A 14,421-nucleotide genomic window follows, 5' to 3' on the forward strand; every position below is an offset into this window, starting at 1 on the left:
GTTACTTATTAAAGGATTATAAGAATATTGCAAGGTACTTGTCTAAGTATTTATTATAACTATATTATGTAAACTTAATGTTTGATTAGTTTTTAGAAATGATGTTATCTTATTATAGGAAAAGTATGGAAGGGAGCTTGATATACATATGGATAATTTTAATAGTGACATTGAAGTCAAACTTGTTGCGCTCGATATGGATGGTACGCTTTTAAATAATAAAGGACAGGTATCGGAAGCAAATCGTGAAGCCATCAAAGCTGCTAAGGAAAAAGGAATCTATGTGGTTCTTAGTACAGGCCGTTCACTTTTGACGAGCAGAGAGCATGCTGATTCATTGGAGCTTGATTCTTATTTGGTCACCGTAAATGGTAGTGAAATATGGGATGATCAACGTCAATTAGTAGAGAGGAACTTGGTAAAGTCTGAACTTGTTGAGTGGATGTGGAGGTTATCGCTACAACATAAGACTAAGTTTTGGGCGATTAGCACGGAACGCAATTGGCATAATGAAATGCCGGAGGACTTGCATACTTTAGAATGGATGAAATTTGGCTTTAATATCGATGATGATGAAACCAGAGAGATAATCATGAAAGAATTACAGGCAAAAGGTGAATTTGAACTTAGTAATTCTACGTTGAAAAATATTGAAGTGAATTCAGCCGGCATTAATAAAGCGAAGGGTCTGGAGATTGTTTGTAACAGGCTGGGATTGGATATGAAAAATGTAATGGCCGTAGGTGATAGTCTTAATGATTTGGCGATGATCAAGGCAGCTGGCATGGGAGTTGCAATGGGAAATGCACAAGATCTTGTGAAAGAAGCTGCGGATTGGGTAACTACCACAAATGAGGAAGACGGAGTTGCAAAAGCAATCCACAAATGGGTTTTATAAAGATTTTATATCCAATTAAAATTTTTAAAATTGTTATGGTATAGGTAAAAAGGAAATGAGTAAAAATAATTATGCAATCAATTTGCAATTTACATGTAATAGTTACATGCTAGGAGGCTACAAAGAATGGAATCAGGTAAAGTAAAATGGTTTAACAGTGAAAAAGGTTTTGGATTCATTGAGCGTGAAGGTGGAGAAGATGTATTTGTTCACTTTTCTGCTATTCAAGGCGAAGGATACAAAACATTAGACGAAGGTCAAGAGGTAACGTTTGAAATTGAAAGTGGCCAACGTGGACCACAAGCAGTAAACGTCCGTAAATCATAATGACCCGCCAATAAACAGACCCAAGCCTTTTGGGTCTGTTTTTTACTTCCATTAAAAAAGCCCGCTTTGCATCATTGTGCAAAGTGGACTTTCTAAACTAATTATTTATTTCCTTAACTCTGCCAATTTGTCCATCCGTAAGCCTGACCTTTATGCCGTGAGGATGAAAACTCGACTTTGTTAATATATCCTTGACGGTCCCCTCTGTTAGTTTCCCGCTTCGTTGATCTGCTTTTAGGACAATTTTGACGAGTGCACCTGGGGAAATATCTACTCGATTCTGACCACTAGACACCCATTTTTCTCCGCGAATTACTTACTTTTTTCGTTTGCTGGCTTTGTAACTTTTTAGTTGCCATCGAGTTATTTGAACCAGATGTTCCAGAAGTAGATTTGTTCTTCTTATTTTGAAGTTGTTGCTTCATCGCCTCCTGCAAACTAATTTTCTTCTTCGGTTCTTCCTGTGGATTTGTTTGATTTTCATTACTCATAAAAAAATCCTCCTATTAATGTGCTAAGTCCATTATATGCTATTTTCATCCAAATAATAAAATTTACCACATCATTTAAAAAGATAGTTAAAAAAATTTGGACGTTAATTCTCATTTTTGGAATAACGTCCGTTAATTTTAATACCTATACATGTGTGGACTATTTGGAATGAATTTAGTCGAATTATTTTTGCAGGAGTTTAAGAGTGACGGTGAGAATTATATTAATATGATAATTCAAAAGGGGGATTAGCATGAGTATCCAAGTAATAGAAAAAGAAGAAATGAAGGTTGTTGGAATTTCATGGAACGGAACTTATTCACAAATCAGTACACTCCCAGGTCTATTTAAAAAGATGATTGATCGGCTAGAAGAAGTATCATATCAAACCAAAGACCCTGTTTTGATCGCACCTTTTCACAGCAGAGAAACAGAATTTACTTATTATGTTACAACTCCAGTTGAAAAAATTGAGGAAATCCCAGATGGTATGGTTGGTTTTACGATTCCAAGTAAAAATTATGTATTTGCTACACATCAAGGAAGTCATGAAAAAGTGGAAAGTACATATAAACAAATCTATGCCTGGATGGAAGAATATGGATATGAACATGATCACAATGCCCTAAGTTTGGAAGTGTATAAAGAAGAGCATAAACATCAAAATGAGACTGGTGAATTACATTTTGATATTTATTTACCTGTAAAGACTTATAAACAATAAGTAAGTTGGTAAAAAATATGACGGTAAGCTAAGTTCTGGTTATTAATTGCGTTTTTAGTGCAATATAGTTAAGCTAATAGCTTTACTATTAGAATGAAATGTCATAACATATAAGTATATATTTAAATAATTTCCTTCGGGGTCAGGTGAAATTCCTAACCGGCGGTGATGAAGCTATGCTTCTTAGTCCGTGACCCGGTTAACATTAATATGTTAAGCGGTGGATCTGGTGAAACTCCAGGGCCGACAGTTAAAGTCTGGATGGGAGAAGGAAAAGATTGGATTAACAATAGGGTGAAGTGTACCTATTTTTAAGCCTTTATTTTCTATTGTCTTTTTTTCAAGACCCTGATGACAAACTGTCTTTAGGGTCTTTTTTAATTTTTTGGGCAGAATCAAAGGGAAACATAGTAAGGAGTTTGGACAATATGTTTACTGGAATTATTGAAGAAATTGGCGTAGTCGCAAACATCCAGCGGACTGGCGAGTCGTTTGTATTGAACATAGAAGCGAATAAAATACTAAACGATGTCCATCTTGGGGACAGTATTGCGGTTAATGGGGTTTGTCTGACGGTTACATCCTTTACGGGTAAACTGTTCACAGTAGATGTGATGCCGGAAACGGTCAGAGCTAGCAGTTTAAGTATGGTAAAACGAGGGTCCAAAGTAAATCTTGAGCGGGCTATGGCAGCGGGTGGAAGGTTTGGCGGTCATTTCGTTTCAGGACATATTGACGGAACAGGTGTAATAAAAAGTAAACAATCACTTGAAAATGCGATTTACTATGAGATTGAAGCCGAAGAGGAATTATTGCGATATGTAATCTTAAGAGGGTCGATTGCGGTGGATGGGACAAGCTTAACCGTATTTGCCGTTTCAGAGAATAGTTTTACATTATCCATTATCCCGCATACATTGTCAGAATCGATTCTTGGACAGAAGGGTTCAGGGGATATTGTAAACTTAGAATGCGATATGATAGGAAAATATGTTGGTCATTTTATAACTAATTTTTCTAATCAACCTCCGCAAAAAAGCAGCAAGGGGATAACCGCTAATTTTTTAGAAGAGCATGGATTTTTTTAAATAAAATTGAAAGGGGAGATAACTGTGTTTAATACAATTGATGAAGCATTATCGGACCTAAAGGAAGGTAAGGTTATCATTGTCTGTGATGACGAGGACAGGGAAAATGAAGGGGACTTTATTTCCCTTGCTGAAAAAGCTACACCTGAGGTCATAAATCTTATGGCCACTCACGGCCGAGGCCTAATTTGTGTGCCTATTGACGAGGATTTAGCTAATAAGCTTGACTTACATCCAATGGTTACCAACAACACAGATCCGAAACGAACTGCCTTTACTGTCAGTATCGATCATAAATTCTCTACCACTGGCATTTCTGCTTTTGAAAGATCCGCAACAGTTTTGAGTATGGTTGACCCCGAATCAGAAGCCGGTGATTTTTTAAGACCAGGACATATTTTTCCACTCGTTGCTAAACAAGGTGGAGTTCTGAATAGAAATGGGCATACAGAAGCAGCCGTTGATCTTGCCAAATTATGCGGTGCGAAGCCTGCAGGGGTTATTTGTGAAATTATGAATGAGGATGGGACGATGGCCCGCGTTCCTGATCTTTTCAAAATTGCAGAGAGAATGAACCTTAAAATGATTACGATTAAAGATCTAGTTGAATATAGAATGAAAAATGAACGAATGGTTAAGCGGGAAGCATAGATTACCGCTCTAAAGCTAAACTACACAAAACATTTGATGGAGGCATACACATGGGAAATATTTTTGAAGGAAATTTAGTTGGTTCTGGGTTAAAAATTGGAATAGTTGTTGGACGTTTCAATGAATTTATTACTAGTAAATTATTAAGCGGTGCACAGGATGCACTTAAAAGACATGGAGTTAGTGAGTCAGATGTGGACCTTGCGTGGGTTCCGGGGGCATTTGAGATTTCATTAATCGCTCAAAAAATGGCCAATAGTAATAAATACGATGCGGTTATTACACTTGGAACGGTCATTCGCGGTTCAACTCCACATTTTGACTATGTTTGTAATGAAGTAGCAAAGGGTGTTTCTGCGATCAATTTGAAAAGTGGCATTCCTGTTATTTTTGGAGTGTTAACAACGGATTCAATCGAACAAGCCATTGAACGAGCTGGTACAAAGGCAGGAAATAAAGGTTGGGATGCAGCAACGGCTGCGATTGAAATGGCAAATTTATGCAGAAATATTGAGCAATAACTTGTTGTAAAAAATCATATACAAATCTTTTCTCATTTTCTATAATAAAAATAACAAAAAAATATTATTTTAAATTTAGGTGCTAAAATCTTCTCATATGATTTTAAGCTTAAAAGGGAAGTTGGTATAAGCCAACGCGGTCCCGCCACTGTAAATGGGAGCAACCTATATTGTGTCACTGTCGTATACGATGGGAAGGCATAGGAAGCGATGATCATGAGCCAGGAAACCTGCCTAATTCTTGTGCGCCAATAACCTACGAGGATAGGAAGGTGTTGAAGGCTAGACTCTCTTTACTTATGCTAGTAACCTGAATCTATCAAACCAACATCTCCATTTCATTTTGGAGATGTTTTTTGTTGTTATCCACGTATTTTGTTTAGCACAAGAAAAAATTTATTTTTTGTTACATACATGATACTTTACAAAGAAAGCAGGGAGAAAAATGAAGAAGTTGTATTCATTGCTGTTAGTAGTATTATTGACAGTAGGAGTGTTAGCGGGTTGTGCTGAAAAGAAAGACCAGGTAAAGGAAGATTCAAATACTAGTGTAGAGAAGAAAACAGCGGAAGTTACCTATCCACTTACGATTACAGATGCAACCAAAGCGGAAGTTACTATTGAAAAGAAACCAGAAAGCATTGTTTCTCTGATCCCAAGTAATACTGAAATTGTTTTTGCCTTAGGTCTTGATAAGGAAGTAGTGGGAGTAACCGATTTCGACAATTATCCAGAAGCGGCAGCCAAAAAGGAGAAAGTTGGCGGCCAAGAAATAAACTTAGAAAAAATTATTTCCTTAAAGCCAGATTTAGTGTTAGCACATGCCTCTTGGGCTTCTAGTTCTGAAGCTGGGCTTCAGCAGTTAAAAGATGCAGGGATTCCTGTTTTAGTTGTTAATGACGCGCAAAACTTTGATCAAGTCTTTGATTCTATAGATTTGATTGGGAAAGCCACTGGTGAAACAGCAAAAGCTGATGAAATCATCACTGGGATGAAAGATAAATTAGCAGAAATTAAAGCAAAGGCTGGAGAGATAAAAGAAAAGAAAAAGGTATTGGTTGAGGTTTCACCAGCTCCAGAAATTTATACATCTGGAAAGAATACGTTTATGGATCAAATGCTAAGTGTAATAAATGCTGAAAATATTGCTAACGATCAAGAAGGCTGGATCAAAATTGACCAAGAAGCCATGATTAAACGAAATCCTGATGTTATCGTCACTACCTATGGATTCTATGTTAAGAATCCTGTCGATCAAGTATTAACAAGGAAGGGCTGGGAAACGGTCAACGCTGTAAAGAATCAGCATGTAGTTGATGTGGATTCTGATCGTGTGACTCGATCAGGCCCAAGGATTGTTGAAGGAGTAGAAGATCTTGCGAAGGCTGTCTATCCTGAAGTTTTTAAATAATAAGTATTTAGCCTATTGTATAGCTGGAATTTTCCTAATTCTTTCTATATTAATAGGTATTTCGATAGGAACGGTTTCGGTTCCAATCTTAACTATCATAAAGATTATTAGTGCAAAGTTATTCGGGCTCATTTCCTTGGAGAAATTTGACCCAATGTATACGAGTATTGTCTTAAATATTCGGTTGCCTAGAGTGATCTTATCAGGTCTTGTCGGAGCTTCCCTTGCTATTGCAGGGGCAGCCTTTCAAGGGCTGCTTAGAAATCCGTTAGCAGATCCTTATACATTAGGTGTATCCTCTGGAGCGTCTGTGGGGGCGGTGTTGACCCTGTTTTTTCAGCTTTCCATTCCCTTCATAGGATCCTTTACATTACCATTGTTAAGTATCTTATTCTCTTTTTTTACAATCTTCCTAGTTCTCATGTTTGCAAGTAAAATCGAACAATCGATGCGAGTGGAAACCATTATATTAACAGGTATTATTTTCAGTTCCTTTTTAGGAGCCATAATTTCGCTTATGATTGCACTAACTGGGGATGAACTCCGGCAGATTATAGGCTGGCTTTTGGGAAGTGTTTCAATGAGAGGCTGGGATTACATAAAAATTATTTTACCCTTTTTCATCATTGGCTCATGTTTATTGCTTTTTAATGCCAAGGAGCTAAATGCGATGTCATTTGGGGAAGAACGGGCACAACATATTGGTGTTAATGTACATAAAAGAAAGCTCTTAATCTTGACTGCAGGCTCGATATTAACAGGGGCAGCCGTTGCGGTGTCAGGCACCATTGGTTTTGTTGGTCTGGTCATTCCACATTTGTCGAGATTATTATGGGGTCCTGATCATCGTCAGCTTCTTCCTTTGTCTATCATAACGGGGGCAGGTTTTTTAATTTTAGCCGACTTGATTTCAAGAATGATCATTTCTCCAACAGAATTACCCATAGGTGTTATCACTGCTTTAATTGGGGCTCCGGTATTTGCAATAATCCTGCTACAAAGAAAAAGGATGGAAAGAAGTGGTTAATGAATGCTAAGCGTTCAACAGGTTTCTGGCGGATACACGAGTGAAGCAGTACTGGAGGAGATTTCTTTTGAAGTGGAAAAGGGAGAACTTTTTGGAATCCTCGGACCGAATGGAAGTGGGAAGACAACCCTTTTAAAAATGCTAAGCGGTATTTTACCAATCCAAAAAGGTGAAATCCTTATCAACGGAAAACGGCTCCAGCATTACAAGGCAAAACAATTGGCCAAAATAATTGCTGTCCTGTCCCAACATTCCTCACAATCTTTCTCTTATACGGTGAAAGAGACCGTTTCACTCGGGCGTTATGCCCATCAAAAGGGTTTGTTTCAATCATGGGGTTCCGGCGATGAAGAAGTTGTTCAAAGAGTAATGAAGCAAATTGGTGTTTCAAGATTCCAAAACAAAAATATTCAGGAGTTATCAGGAGGGGAAAAACAAAGAGTTTTTCTTGCACAAGCTTTAGCCCAGGAGCCTGAAATTCTTTTATTAGATGAACCAACAAATCATTTAGATTTATCCTATCAAAAGGAATTGTTAGATTTCTTAAAACAATGGACATCAGAAAATCGTTTAACGGTCATCTCTATTTTTCATGATTTAAACCTTGCGGGGCTTTATTGTGACCGGCTGCTCCTCCTTGAAAACGGACGGATTAATATCAATCACATTCCTAATGAGGTACTTCGTGAAGAACGAATCAGAGACGTCTACCATACCGACATTCAAAAACACCCTCATCCTAGAGTCGCTGCGCCACAGATGGCATTATTACCAAAAGTAAATCACAACAATATCATGTTTACAATTGATGAGTCGAGGTTACAGATGTCAGAAGAATGGATTGAATTAACTTCTCCAATGCCGTTAAGAACCATGTCCTCAGGAGTAATTGGTTCGGGGACTGGATGGCATCAGTCGTTTGTGAATCGACATGTCAATAAGGATTACGAATGCAGTGACCATCGCAGAGAGATGGCCTTATTTCTAAAATCAAAAGGGTTTGAACCGTCGGAAACAGTGGGCATGATGACAGCAGTAATTTTGGAAGATGTTGTTTACAAAAGATATACGGGTACTGGCTTCTCGATATTTGTAGTGGTAACAGCAGGGGTTGGAAATGCGATTGATGCTTCCAAAAGTGAACTACATTCATTTGACATGGTACCTGGAACCATTAATACATGGATATTTATCGAAGGGGAGTTAACTGAAGAAGCCTTTATTCAAAGCATCATGACTGCCACTGAAACAAAGGTTAAGGCAATGAATGATCTAAAGGTAATGGATGAATTGACCGGAACCTTCGCGACTGGAACCTCGACCGATAGTATATTAATTGCTGCTACCCAATCTGGCGAGGTGCTGGAATATGCAGGAACGATTACCCCATTAGGAAAGCTCATTAGCAAAGCTGTTTATCAATGCACGACAGAAGCGATTCAAAAATCAAGCAAAAGGAAACGAACATGATAGTTTATCATTTAGCCGCGATAACCATTGCGTATATTATCGATATGTTTATTGGCGATCCACCCCACTGGCCCCATCCTGTTAAATGGATTGGTACAATGATTTCATTTCTTGAAAAACGATTAAATAAGGGAAAGTTTAAAAAATGGAAAGGGGTGGGAATGCTCCTTTTTATTTTACTCTTTGTTTATTCACTTGTATTCGTTGTAATTTTGGCAAGTTATCTTGTTCAGCCATTTGTTGGGATATTAATAGAAAGTATCATTATATCAACAACTATTGCTCAAAAGAGTTTAAAGGGAGCGGCACTAGAAGTCTATCGACCATTAAGTGTAGGGGAACTTTCTGAAGCGAGGAAAAAACTTTCTTATATTGTTGGCCGTGATACAGAAAACCTTGATGAGGGTGAAATTGCTCGGGGGGCAATTGAGACGGTGGCTGAAAATACAAGTGATGGTGTGACTGCCCCCATGTTTTGGGCACTCATTGGCGGGGCACCACTGGCGATGGTTTATCGAGCCACAAATACATGTGATTCAATGGTGGGCCACATGAACGATAGATATAAAGAATTTGGCTGGGCTTCTGCAAAATGGGATGATGTAATGAATTGGATTCCCAGTCGATTAACAGGCATGACCATGCTGATTGGAAGACGACCAGAAAAGACAAGTTTTAAGCAGGCATGGATGATTTTGTTCCGTGATGCGAAAAAGCATCCAAGCCCAAACAGTGGCTGGGGAGAGGCGGCTGTTGCAGCTATTTTAGGGATCCAGCTAGGTGGTATCAACTATTACAATGGAATCTTATCTAACCGCACAAAAATGGGTGACCCGTTTCAAATAATCCAAGCATCACAGATCCTTGGCGCCAATTCTATTCTTAGCAGGACGGTTTTTCTGTTTTTACTACTATTATGGATAGGGGGAATACTCTTTGAGTTGGCCATCACATGGATCGAATCCGCAATATTTATATAAAGCTATGGGGTTAGCGCTCCCAAAGGAGTTTATCGATTTTAGCGCAAATATTAATCCACTTGGCCCACCACCTTCACTAAAGGAAAAGTGGGTGGATTTTTTTCGAGAAATTCATGTGTACCCAGATCCGTTTGCCATAAAGCTTACGGACATGATTTCAAAAGCAGAACAGACCGAGAGGGATACTATTTTAATTGGCAATGGTGGAGCAGAATTGATTACGCTGCTTGGACGAATGCTTGCTCGAAAAAGAGCCCTTCTCGTCGAGCCGACTTTTTCAGAATATGAAGAAGTATGTCGGGTCAATCAATGTGAAATTGTCTACCATCAATTAATTGAGCCAGACTTTACATTGAATCTTAGTGATTTACGCTCTAGTCTAGTAGATGTGGATGCTTTGTTTTTGTGCAATCCTAATAACCCAACCGGTATTCACTATCCGCCGTCAACAATGATCTCGATTATAGAAGAGTGTGAAAAACGAGATTGCCTTGTCATCTTAGATGAAGCATTTTTTGATTTTTTAATCGAATATGAATCAGTTGTTCCATACATAAACAAGTTTTCAAATTTAATCATTATTCGCTCATTGACAAAGATGTTTGCGATACCAGGTATCCGCTTGGGATACTTAGTCGCACAACCAGCAATAGTTTCAGAACTGAGCAAGCTCCAATCTCATTGGAGCACTAATACCATTGCGTTATTAGCTGGGGAGCTTTGTCTTCAAAACGAAGCTTTTATTAAAGAAACACAGGAATATATTGATTGTGAGAGAAAAAGGCTTTTTTCTTTTTTTTATCACAATAACTATATTGCTTCGTCATCTGATGTAAATTTTTACTTACTACAGGACCCGCATTTACAGGATCAGTTCACATTATTTGAGTTTCTTCTTCATCAGGGCATCATTCCCCGCCATACTTTTAATTTTCCAGGCTTGGATGGAAGATGGCTGCGTTTTGCTATAAAGAGTCATGAAGAAAATAATCAATTAATGGAGGTGTTAGCTAAATGGCGGAATCAACATTCATCTTCATAACGGGTGGTGTGAGGAGCGGGAAGAGCAGTTTTGCAGAGAAGCAAGCAATAAAATTGGCAAGTAAAACTGGTGGTCGACTTTGTTATCTTGCTACGGGTGTTGCTTCTGATTCAGAAATGCAGGAACGAATTGAAAAACACCAACGGGATCGCTTAACAGGGGCCTATCAGTGGAAAACATATGAACAGTCCGTTCAAATAGGAAAGATAGCAAAAGATTTTAAAGCCGAGGATGTGGTTTTACTAGATTGTCTTACCACACTATTAAATAATGAACTTTTTTCTTCGGAGCAAAAGTGTGATGAACGATTTTTAACCACCGTTAAAGATACGATACTCACCGGGATTACTTCTATAAAAGAACGTGTGGGAACGATGTTAATCGTGAGTAATGAGGTTTTAAATGAGTCCCTCTTTGGCAATGAGATGGTGTTCACTTATGGGCGCTTACTTGGACAAGTCCATCAGTACTTAGTCAAGGAGGCGGACCAAGTGTTTTTAGTTGAAGCTGGAATTCCGATCGTTATCAAGGGGGCTATATCATGAAAGGACTCATGATTCAGGGGACAGCTTCAGATGTGGGCAAAAGTTTAATCGTCACAGCCCTGTGCCGAATCCTATCTAACGAGGGGGTAAGGGTTACCCCATTTAAATCGCAGAACATGTCTAATAACTCATATGTAACGAGAGAAGGTAAGGAGATTGGAAGAGCTCAAGGAATTCAAGCAGAGGCTGCTAGAACAGAGCCATCGGTATGGATGAATCCGATTCTATTAAAGCCCCGTTCCGAACAGGATGCTGAAATTGTTTACCTGGGGAAAGCGATTGATACCCTTTCAGGGCGCGGGTATCGGGATCACTTTTATGAAAAGGGATTAGCAGTGATTAAGGAATCCCTACAGCATCTTGCTGATAAATATGATGTAGTGGTAATCGAGGGAGCAGGAAGTCCAGTTGAAATTAATTTAAAGGACCGCGAACTTGTTAATATGAAGGTGGCTGAATTGGCGGATATACCAGTTGTCCTAGTTGCTGATATTGATCGGGGTGGAGTGTTTGCAAGTATTGTCGGCACGCTTGAATTACTGGACCCTAATGAAAGGGAAAGAATCGTCGGTGTGATTATTAATAAATTTCGCGGTGATCTCAGCTTATTTGAGGACGGAGTTCAGTGGATTGAAGAGAAAACAGGTGTGCCTGTATTAGGTGTATTGCCGTTTGTGGAAAATCATATGATTGATAGCGAGGACTCATTATCGATCAGGACCCAATTTGCCTATCCGAAAAAAGGGACACTAGATATTGCTGTCATCCACCTCCCGTTTATTTCAAATTATAGTGACTTGGAGCCATTCTTATTTGAAGAAGATGTAACAATCCGCTGGGTCAAGCATGCAAGTGAATTCGGACAACCTGATGCAATTATTATACCTGGTACAAAAAGTACCATCCGTGATCTGCAAAATTTACAAGATAAACAGTTAGATATTTTAATCAAAAAACATGTGGCAAATGGTGGTTTTATTTTAGGGATCTGTGGTGGGTATCAAATCCTTGGCGAAGAATTGATTGATAAATCTGGCAGCGACACAAATATTCCTAACTTTCATGCTAAAGGATTAAGTTTGATCCCAGCGACGACTACTTTTTATCAAGATAAAGAAACTAGTCCTGTCAATGCCCAGTATCATCAAGCTACTGGATTGCCTGCACATCAACGGTTAGAGGGCTATGAAATCCATTTAGGAAAGACTACCTTTTCTAATGAGGCTAAACCATTTTTAACCTTAGCCAACGGGGATGATGAGGGGTATTTCGGAAATGACGGTCAAATTATTGGTACATATCTTCACCATCTTTTTCATAATGATGAGTGGAGAAATCAATGGTTAAACATGATCCGGAAAAAGAAAGCACTGCCAGTCCAAGGGGTCAAATCTATTAGCGTGTATAAAGATAAACGATTTGATATTTTGGCAGATGAGATGAAAAGTCACTTTAGATGGGATCTGATGAAAAAGCTCATCCATCAATGGGGTACAAAATGATGAAGTTCTGGAAAGGTTTTTTAATCGATATTCAATTTTTTACGGCAATCCCGATCAAATTAGAATTGCCAATGGATCAGGAACATCTTAAAAAGGCAGTGCAGGCATTTCCGCTGGTAGGATTACTACAAGGGATCATTTATTCAGCAATCTTCTATTTTTGTTCGGAATTCACTCCATTTAGCCATCTTGCTGCAGCCTTCTTACTATGGCTGGCAACAATTTTCTTGACGGGAGGAATCCATCTCGATGGCTGGATGGATGCGAGTGATGCTTTTTTTTCCTATCAAGATCAAGAGAAAAGGCTTGAAATCATGAAGGATCCTAGGACAGGTGCATTCGGAGTTCTATCCATTTTAGTTTTATTAAGTTGTCGGTTTCTTTTTATTTATGAAAGTACAGTGAATGTTGAAAACGTACTTTTTATCATTATTGCAATGATTCCGTTTTTAAGTAAAAGTGTTATGGGAGTACTGTTGTTAACCGTGAGGGCAGCCAAAAATGAAGGTCTCGGAGCGTTGTTCCAAAAAGCAGCGAAACCGCAGTCACTTTGGCCGTATCCTTTTTACCTAATCTGTCTACTGATTTTAGTTAGTTTTTTTAGTAAAGAATTCTTCATTATAGGTATATTAATTCTGATTGCAGCCTGCTGTACATTTCTTTTTCGCCGAAAAGCTATGAAATGGTTTGGCGGTATTACCGGGGATGTTTTAGGCGCTGCGGTGGAAGGGATTGAGTTACTATTATGGATGACCGTGTGGTTATTGCACTATTTCGTCATGGAGTAACTGAAGAAAATAAACGAAAAGCCTATTTGGGCTGGAGTGATTCCCCCTTATCACCTGAAACAAAGGATCGCGTCAGTTCAAAAAATTATGAGCATTATTATTCTAGTGATTTGCAAAGATGTGTTAAGACAGGAGAAAGATTATTTTCAAATGCTAGTATAAAACTTATCAAAGAATTACGAGAAATGAATTTCGGTCAATGGGAAGGGAAAACGTACGAAGAATTAAAAGAAAATGTTCACTATCGCAACTGGCTGAAAGCTCCTAATTTACATATTCCGCCAAAAGGTGAAGGGTATCAGGAATTTACCCAGAGGGTAGACTCTGGCTGGACAAAAATTACCGACGAGGTTCTTAGATCAAACCTAAAGAGCTGTGCGGTAATTACTCATGGTGGAGTTATTCGTTATCTGTTATCTAGGTTTGCACCGGACCGAAAAGAATTTTGGGCCTGGCAAGTAAATCATGATCAAGGGTACGAACTCATTTTTGAAAGAGAAGCACTAAGGAGAGGTGAACGATGCATTTTATTATTGGAGGTGCCTTTAACGGCAAAAGGGCATGGGTAAAGAACACCTATAGCTGTTATGAGAATAAACATTGGGTTTCAGCTTATGATGGCCGCTCTATACCGAAAAATCTAATTGATTTCGACCAAAGAGTGATCATACTTGAAGGAGTAGAAATTTGGCTAAAAGATTTAACTGCGAGATTCGATACCGATAAGTGTCGGGAATTCTGGGCAAATTGTTTGGAGGAATGGGACACTTGGGAAAATACAGCCGAGCAGCGTAAGTTAATTGTGATTGGAACTGATATATCCAAAGGAATTGTTCCAATGGAGGCAGAAAATAGACGATGGCGGGATGTAACTGGTTGGGCTTATCAAGATATCGCCTCCAAAGCAGAAAAAGTTGACGTCATTTGGTATGGATTAAACCAAACAATAAAGTAA

General features: G+C 38.7%; 17 protein-coding genes, 1 pseudogene and 2 riboswitches. Of the genes and pseudogenes, 16 read left to right on the plus strand and 2 right to left on the minus strand.

Features of this window, described 5'->3' with window-relative positions; genetic code table 11:
- Positions 1 to 148: 148 nt before the first annotated feature.
- Positions 149 to 898 (plus strand): Cof-type HAD-IIB family hydrolase, encoded by a 750-nt coding sequence (locus AC4QJR_RS11090; protein ID WP_496526202.1) that lies wholly within the window; start codon positions 149 to 151, stop codon positions 896 to 898.
- 126 nt (positions 899 to 1,024) lie between these two features.
- Complete coding sequence (locus AC4QJR_RS11095; RefSeq protein WP_026566955.1) at positions 1,025 to 1,225, plus strand: cold-shock protein; 201 nt, start codon at positions 1,025 to 1,027, stop codon at positions 1,223 to 1,225.
- A gap of 97 nt (positions 1,226 to 1,322) precedes the next feature.
- Here the strand turns inward: AC4QJR_RS11095 and AC4QJR_RS11100 are convergent, their stop codons facing one another.
- Both AC4QJR_RS11100 and AC4QJR_RS11105 read right to left on the minus strand, forming a co-directional pair.
- The gene (locus AC4QJR_RS11100; protein ID WP_496526203.1) at positions 1,323 to 1,520 is read right to left on the minus strand and encodes a YwbE family protein; all 198 of its coding nucleotides are present in this window, start codon (positions 1,518 to 1,520) and stop codon (positions 1,323 to 1,325) included.
- Positions 1,513 to 1,716, minus strand: coding sequence for a hypothetical protein (locus AC4QJR_RS11105; protein WP_496526204.1), 204 nt, complete (start codon positions 1,714 to 1,716; stop codon positions 1,513 to 1,515). Before AC4QJR_RS11105 ends, AC4QJR_RS11100 begins: the two co-directional genes overlap by 8 nt.
- A 254-nt stretch (positions 1,717 to 1,970) precedes the next feature.
- On the opposite strand from AC4QJR_RS11105, the gene AC4QJR_RS11110 reads away from it, so the two are divergent.
- The 14 genes and pseudogenes from AC4QJR_RS11110 (at position 1,971) to AC4QJR_RS11175 (ending at position 14,421) form a co-directional block, all read left to right on the plus strand.
- The gene (locus AC4QJR_RS11110) at positions 1,971 to 2,441 is read left to right on the plus strand and encodes a GyrI-like domain-containing protein (protein WP_098575309.1); all 471 of its coding nucleotides are present in this window, start codon (positions 1,971 to 1,973) and stop codon (positions 2,439 to 2,441) included.
- Positions 2,442 to 2,569: 128 nt separating this feature from the next.
- A riboswitch (FMN riboswitch) is annotated at positions 2,570 to 2,718 on the plus strand.
- A 151-nt stretch (positions 2,719 to 2,869) separates the two neighbouring features.
- Positions 2,870 to 3,529, plus strand: a complete 660-nt coding sequence (gene ribE, locus AC4QJR_RS11115) for a riboflavin synthase (RefSeq protein ID WP_098575310.1) — start codon at positions 2,870 to 2,872, stop codon at positions 3,527 to 3,529.
- A 24-nt stretch (positions 3,530 to 3,553) separates the two neighbouring features.
- Positions 3,554 to 4,174, plus strand: a pseudogene (ribB, locus tag AC4QJR_RS11120) (3,4-dihydroxy-2-butanone-4-phosphate synthase); the annotation flags it as partial.
- Between the two features lie 56 nt (positions 4,175 to 4,230).
- On the plus strand, positions 4,231 to 4,701 hold the full coding sequence (ribH, locus tag AC4QJR_RS11125) for a 6,7-dimethyl-8-ribityllumazine synthase (protein ID WP_496526205.1): 471 nt from the start codon (positions 4,231 to 4,233) through the stop codon (positions 4,699 to 4,701).
- Between the two features lie 60 nt (positions 4,702 to 4,761).
- A riboswitch (cobalamin riboswitch) is annotated at positions 4,762 to 4,953 on the plus strand.
- A 193-nt stretch (positions 4,954 to 5,146) separates the two neighbouring features.
- Entirely contained in the window at positions 5,147 to 6,112 is a 966-nt protein-coding gene (locus AC4QJR_RS11130) for an ABC transporter substrate-binding protein (protein ID WP_098575313.1), read from the plus strand.
- Entirely contained in the window at positions 6,078 to 7,139 is a 1,062-nt protein-coding gene (locus AC4QJR_RS11135; RefSeq protein WP_496526206.1) for a FecCD family ABC transporter permease, read from the plus strand. The genes AC4QJR_RS11130 and AC4QJR_RS11135 overlap by 35 nt, the downstream gene beginning before the upstream one ends.
- A 3-nt stretch (positions 7,140 to 7,142) precedes the next feature.
- The gene (locus tag AC4QJR_RS11140) at positions 7,143 to 8,609 is read left to right on the plus strand and encodes an adenosylcobinamide amidohydrolase (RefSeq protein ID WP_496526207.1); all 1,467 of its coding nucleotides are present in this window, start codon (positions 7,143 to 7,145) and stop codon (positions 8,607 to 8,609) included.
- Positions 8,606 to 9,589, plus strand: coding sequence for an adenosylcobinamide-phosphate synthase CbiB (gene cbiB, locus AC4QJR_RS11145; RefSeq protein WP_496526208.1), 984 nt, complete (start codon positions 8,606 to 8,608; stop codon positions 9,587 to 9,589). The genes AC4QJR_RS11140 and cbiB overlap by 4 nt, the downstream gene beginning before the upstream one ends.
- Positions 9,546 to 10,631, plus strand: a complete 1,086-nt coding sequence (gene cobD / locus AC4QJR_RS11150) for a threonine-phosphate decarboxylase CobD (protein WP_496526209.1) — start codon at positions 9,546 to 9,548, stop codon at positions 10,629 to 10,631. The genes cbiB and cobD overlap by 44 nt, the downstream gene beginning before the upstream one ends.
- A complete protein-coding gene (locus AC4QJR_RS11155; protein ID WP_496526210.1) occupies positions 10,604 to 11,176 on the plus strand; it encodes a bifunctional adenosylcobinamide kinase/adenosylcobinamide-phosphate guanylyltransferase in 573 nt (190 codons plus the stop codon). Before cobD ends, AC4QJR_RS11155 begins: the two co-directional genes overlap by 28 nt.
- Positions 11,173 to 12,678 (plus strand): cobyric acid synthase, encoded by a 1,506-nt coding sequence (locus AC4QJR_RS11160; protein WP_496526211.1) that lies wholly within the window; start codon positions 11,173 to 11,175, stop codon positions 12,676 to 12,678. Before AC4QJR_RS11155 ends, AC4QJR_RS11160 begins: the two co-directional genes overlap by 4 nt.
- On the plus strand, positions 12,675 to 13,466 hold the full coding sequence (gene cobS, locus AC4QJR_RS11165; RefSeq protein WP_496526212.1) for an adenosylcobinamide-GDP ribazoletransferase: 792 nt from the start codon (positions 12,675 to 12,677) through the stop codon (positions 13,464 to 13,466). Before AC4QJR_RS11160 ends, cobS begins: the two co-directional genes overlap by 4 nt.
- Positions 13,424 to 14,035, plus strand: a complete 612-nt coding sequence (locus tag AC4QJR_RS11170; RefSeq protein WP_375375771.1) for a histidine phosphatase family protein — start codon at positions 13,424 to 13,426, stop codon at positions 14,033 to 14,035. Before cobS ends, AC4QJR_RS11170 begins: the two co-directional genes overlap by 43 nt.
- Positions 13,987 to 14,421 carry a bifunctional adenosylcobinamide kinase/adenosylcobinamide-phosphate guanylyltransferase gene (locus tag AC4QJR_RS11175; RefSeq protein ID WP_098575322.1) on the plus strand — a complete coding sequence of 145 codons (435 nt, stop codon included), beginning with the start codon at positions 13,987 to 13,989 and terminating at the stop codon, positions 14,419 to 14,421. Before AC4QJR_RS11170 ends, AC4QJR_RS11175 begins: the two co-directional genes overlap by 49 nt.

This window comes from Neobacillus sp. BP17 (assembly GCF_059579525.1).

Coding starts and splice junctions, on each gene's coding strand:
- AC4QJR_RS11090 (WP_496526202.1), top strand. CDS start 149: ATGGATAATTTTAATAGTGACATTGAAGTCAAACTTGTTGCGCTCGAT.
- AC4QJR_RS11095 (WP_026566955.1), top strand. CDS start 1,025: ATGGAATCAGGTAAAGTAAAATGGTTTAACAGTGAAAAAGGTTTTGGA.
- AC4QJR_RS11105 (WP_496526204.1), bottom strand. CDS start 1,716: ATGAGTAATGAAAATCAAACAAATCCACAGGAAGAACCGAAGAAGAAA.
- AC4QJR_RS11110 (WP_098575309.1), top strand. CDS start 1,971: ATGAGTATCCAAGTAATAGAAAAAGAAGAAATGAAGGTTGTTGGAATT.
- ribE (WP_098575310.1), top strand. CDS start 2,870: ATGTTTACTGGAATTATTGAAGAAATTGGCGTAGTCGCAAACATCCAG.
- ribH (WP_496526205.1), top strand. CDS start 4,231: ATGGGAAATATTTTTGAAGGAAATTTAGTTGGTTCTGGGTTAAAAATT.
- AC4QJR_RS11130 (WP_098575313.1), top strand. CDS start 5,147: ATGAAGAAGTTGTATTCATTGCTGTTAGTAGTATTATTGACAGTAGGA.
- AC4QJR_RS11140 (WP_496526207.1), top strand. CDS start 7,143: ATGCTAAGCGTTCAACAGGTTTCTGGCGGATACACGAGTGAAGCAGTA.
- cbiB (WP_496526208.1), top strand. CDS start 8,606: ATGATAGTTTATCATTTAGCCGCGATAACCATTGCGTATATTATCGAT.
- AC4QJR_RS11155 (WP_496526210.1), top strand. CDS start 10,604: ATGGCGGAATCAACATTCATCTTCATAACGGGTGGTGTGAGGAGCGGG.
- AC4QJR_RS11160 (WP_496526211.1), top strand. CDS start 11,173: ATGAAAGGACTCATGATTCAGGGGACAGCTTCAGATGTGGGCAAAAGT.
- cobS (WP_496526212.1), top strand. CDS start 12,675: ATGATGAAGTTCTGGAAAGGTTTTTTAATCGATATTCAATTTTTTACG.
- AC4QJR_RS11170 (WP_375375771.1), top strand. CDS start 13,424: ATGGATGACCGTGTGGTTATTGCACTATTTCGTCATGGAGTAACTGAA.
- AC4QJR_RS11175 (WP_098575322.1), top strand. CDS start 13,987: ATGCATTTTATTATTGGAGGTGCCTTTAACGGCAAAAGGGCATGGGTA.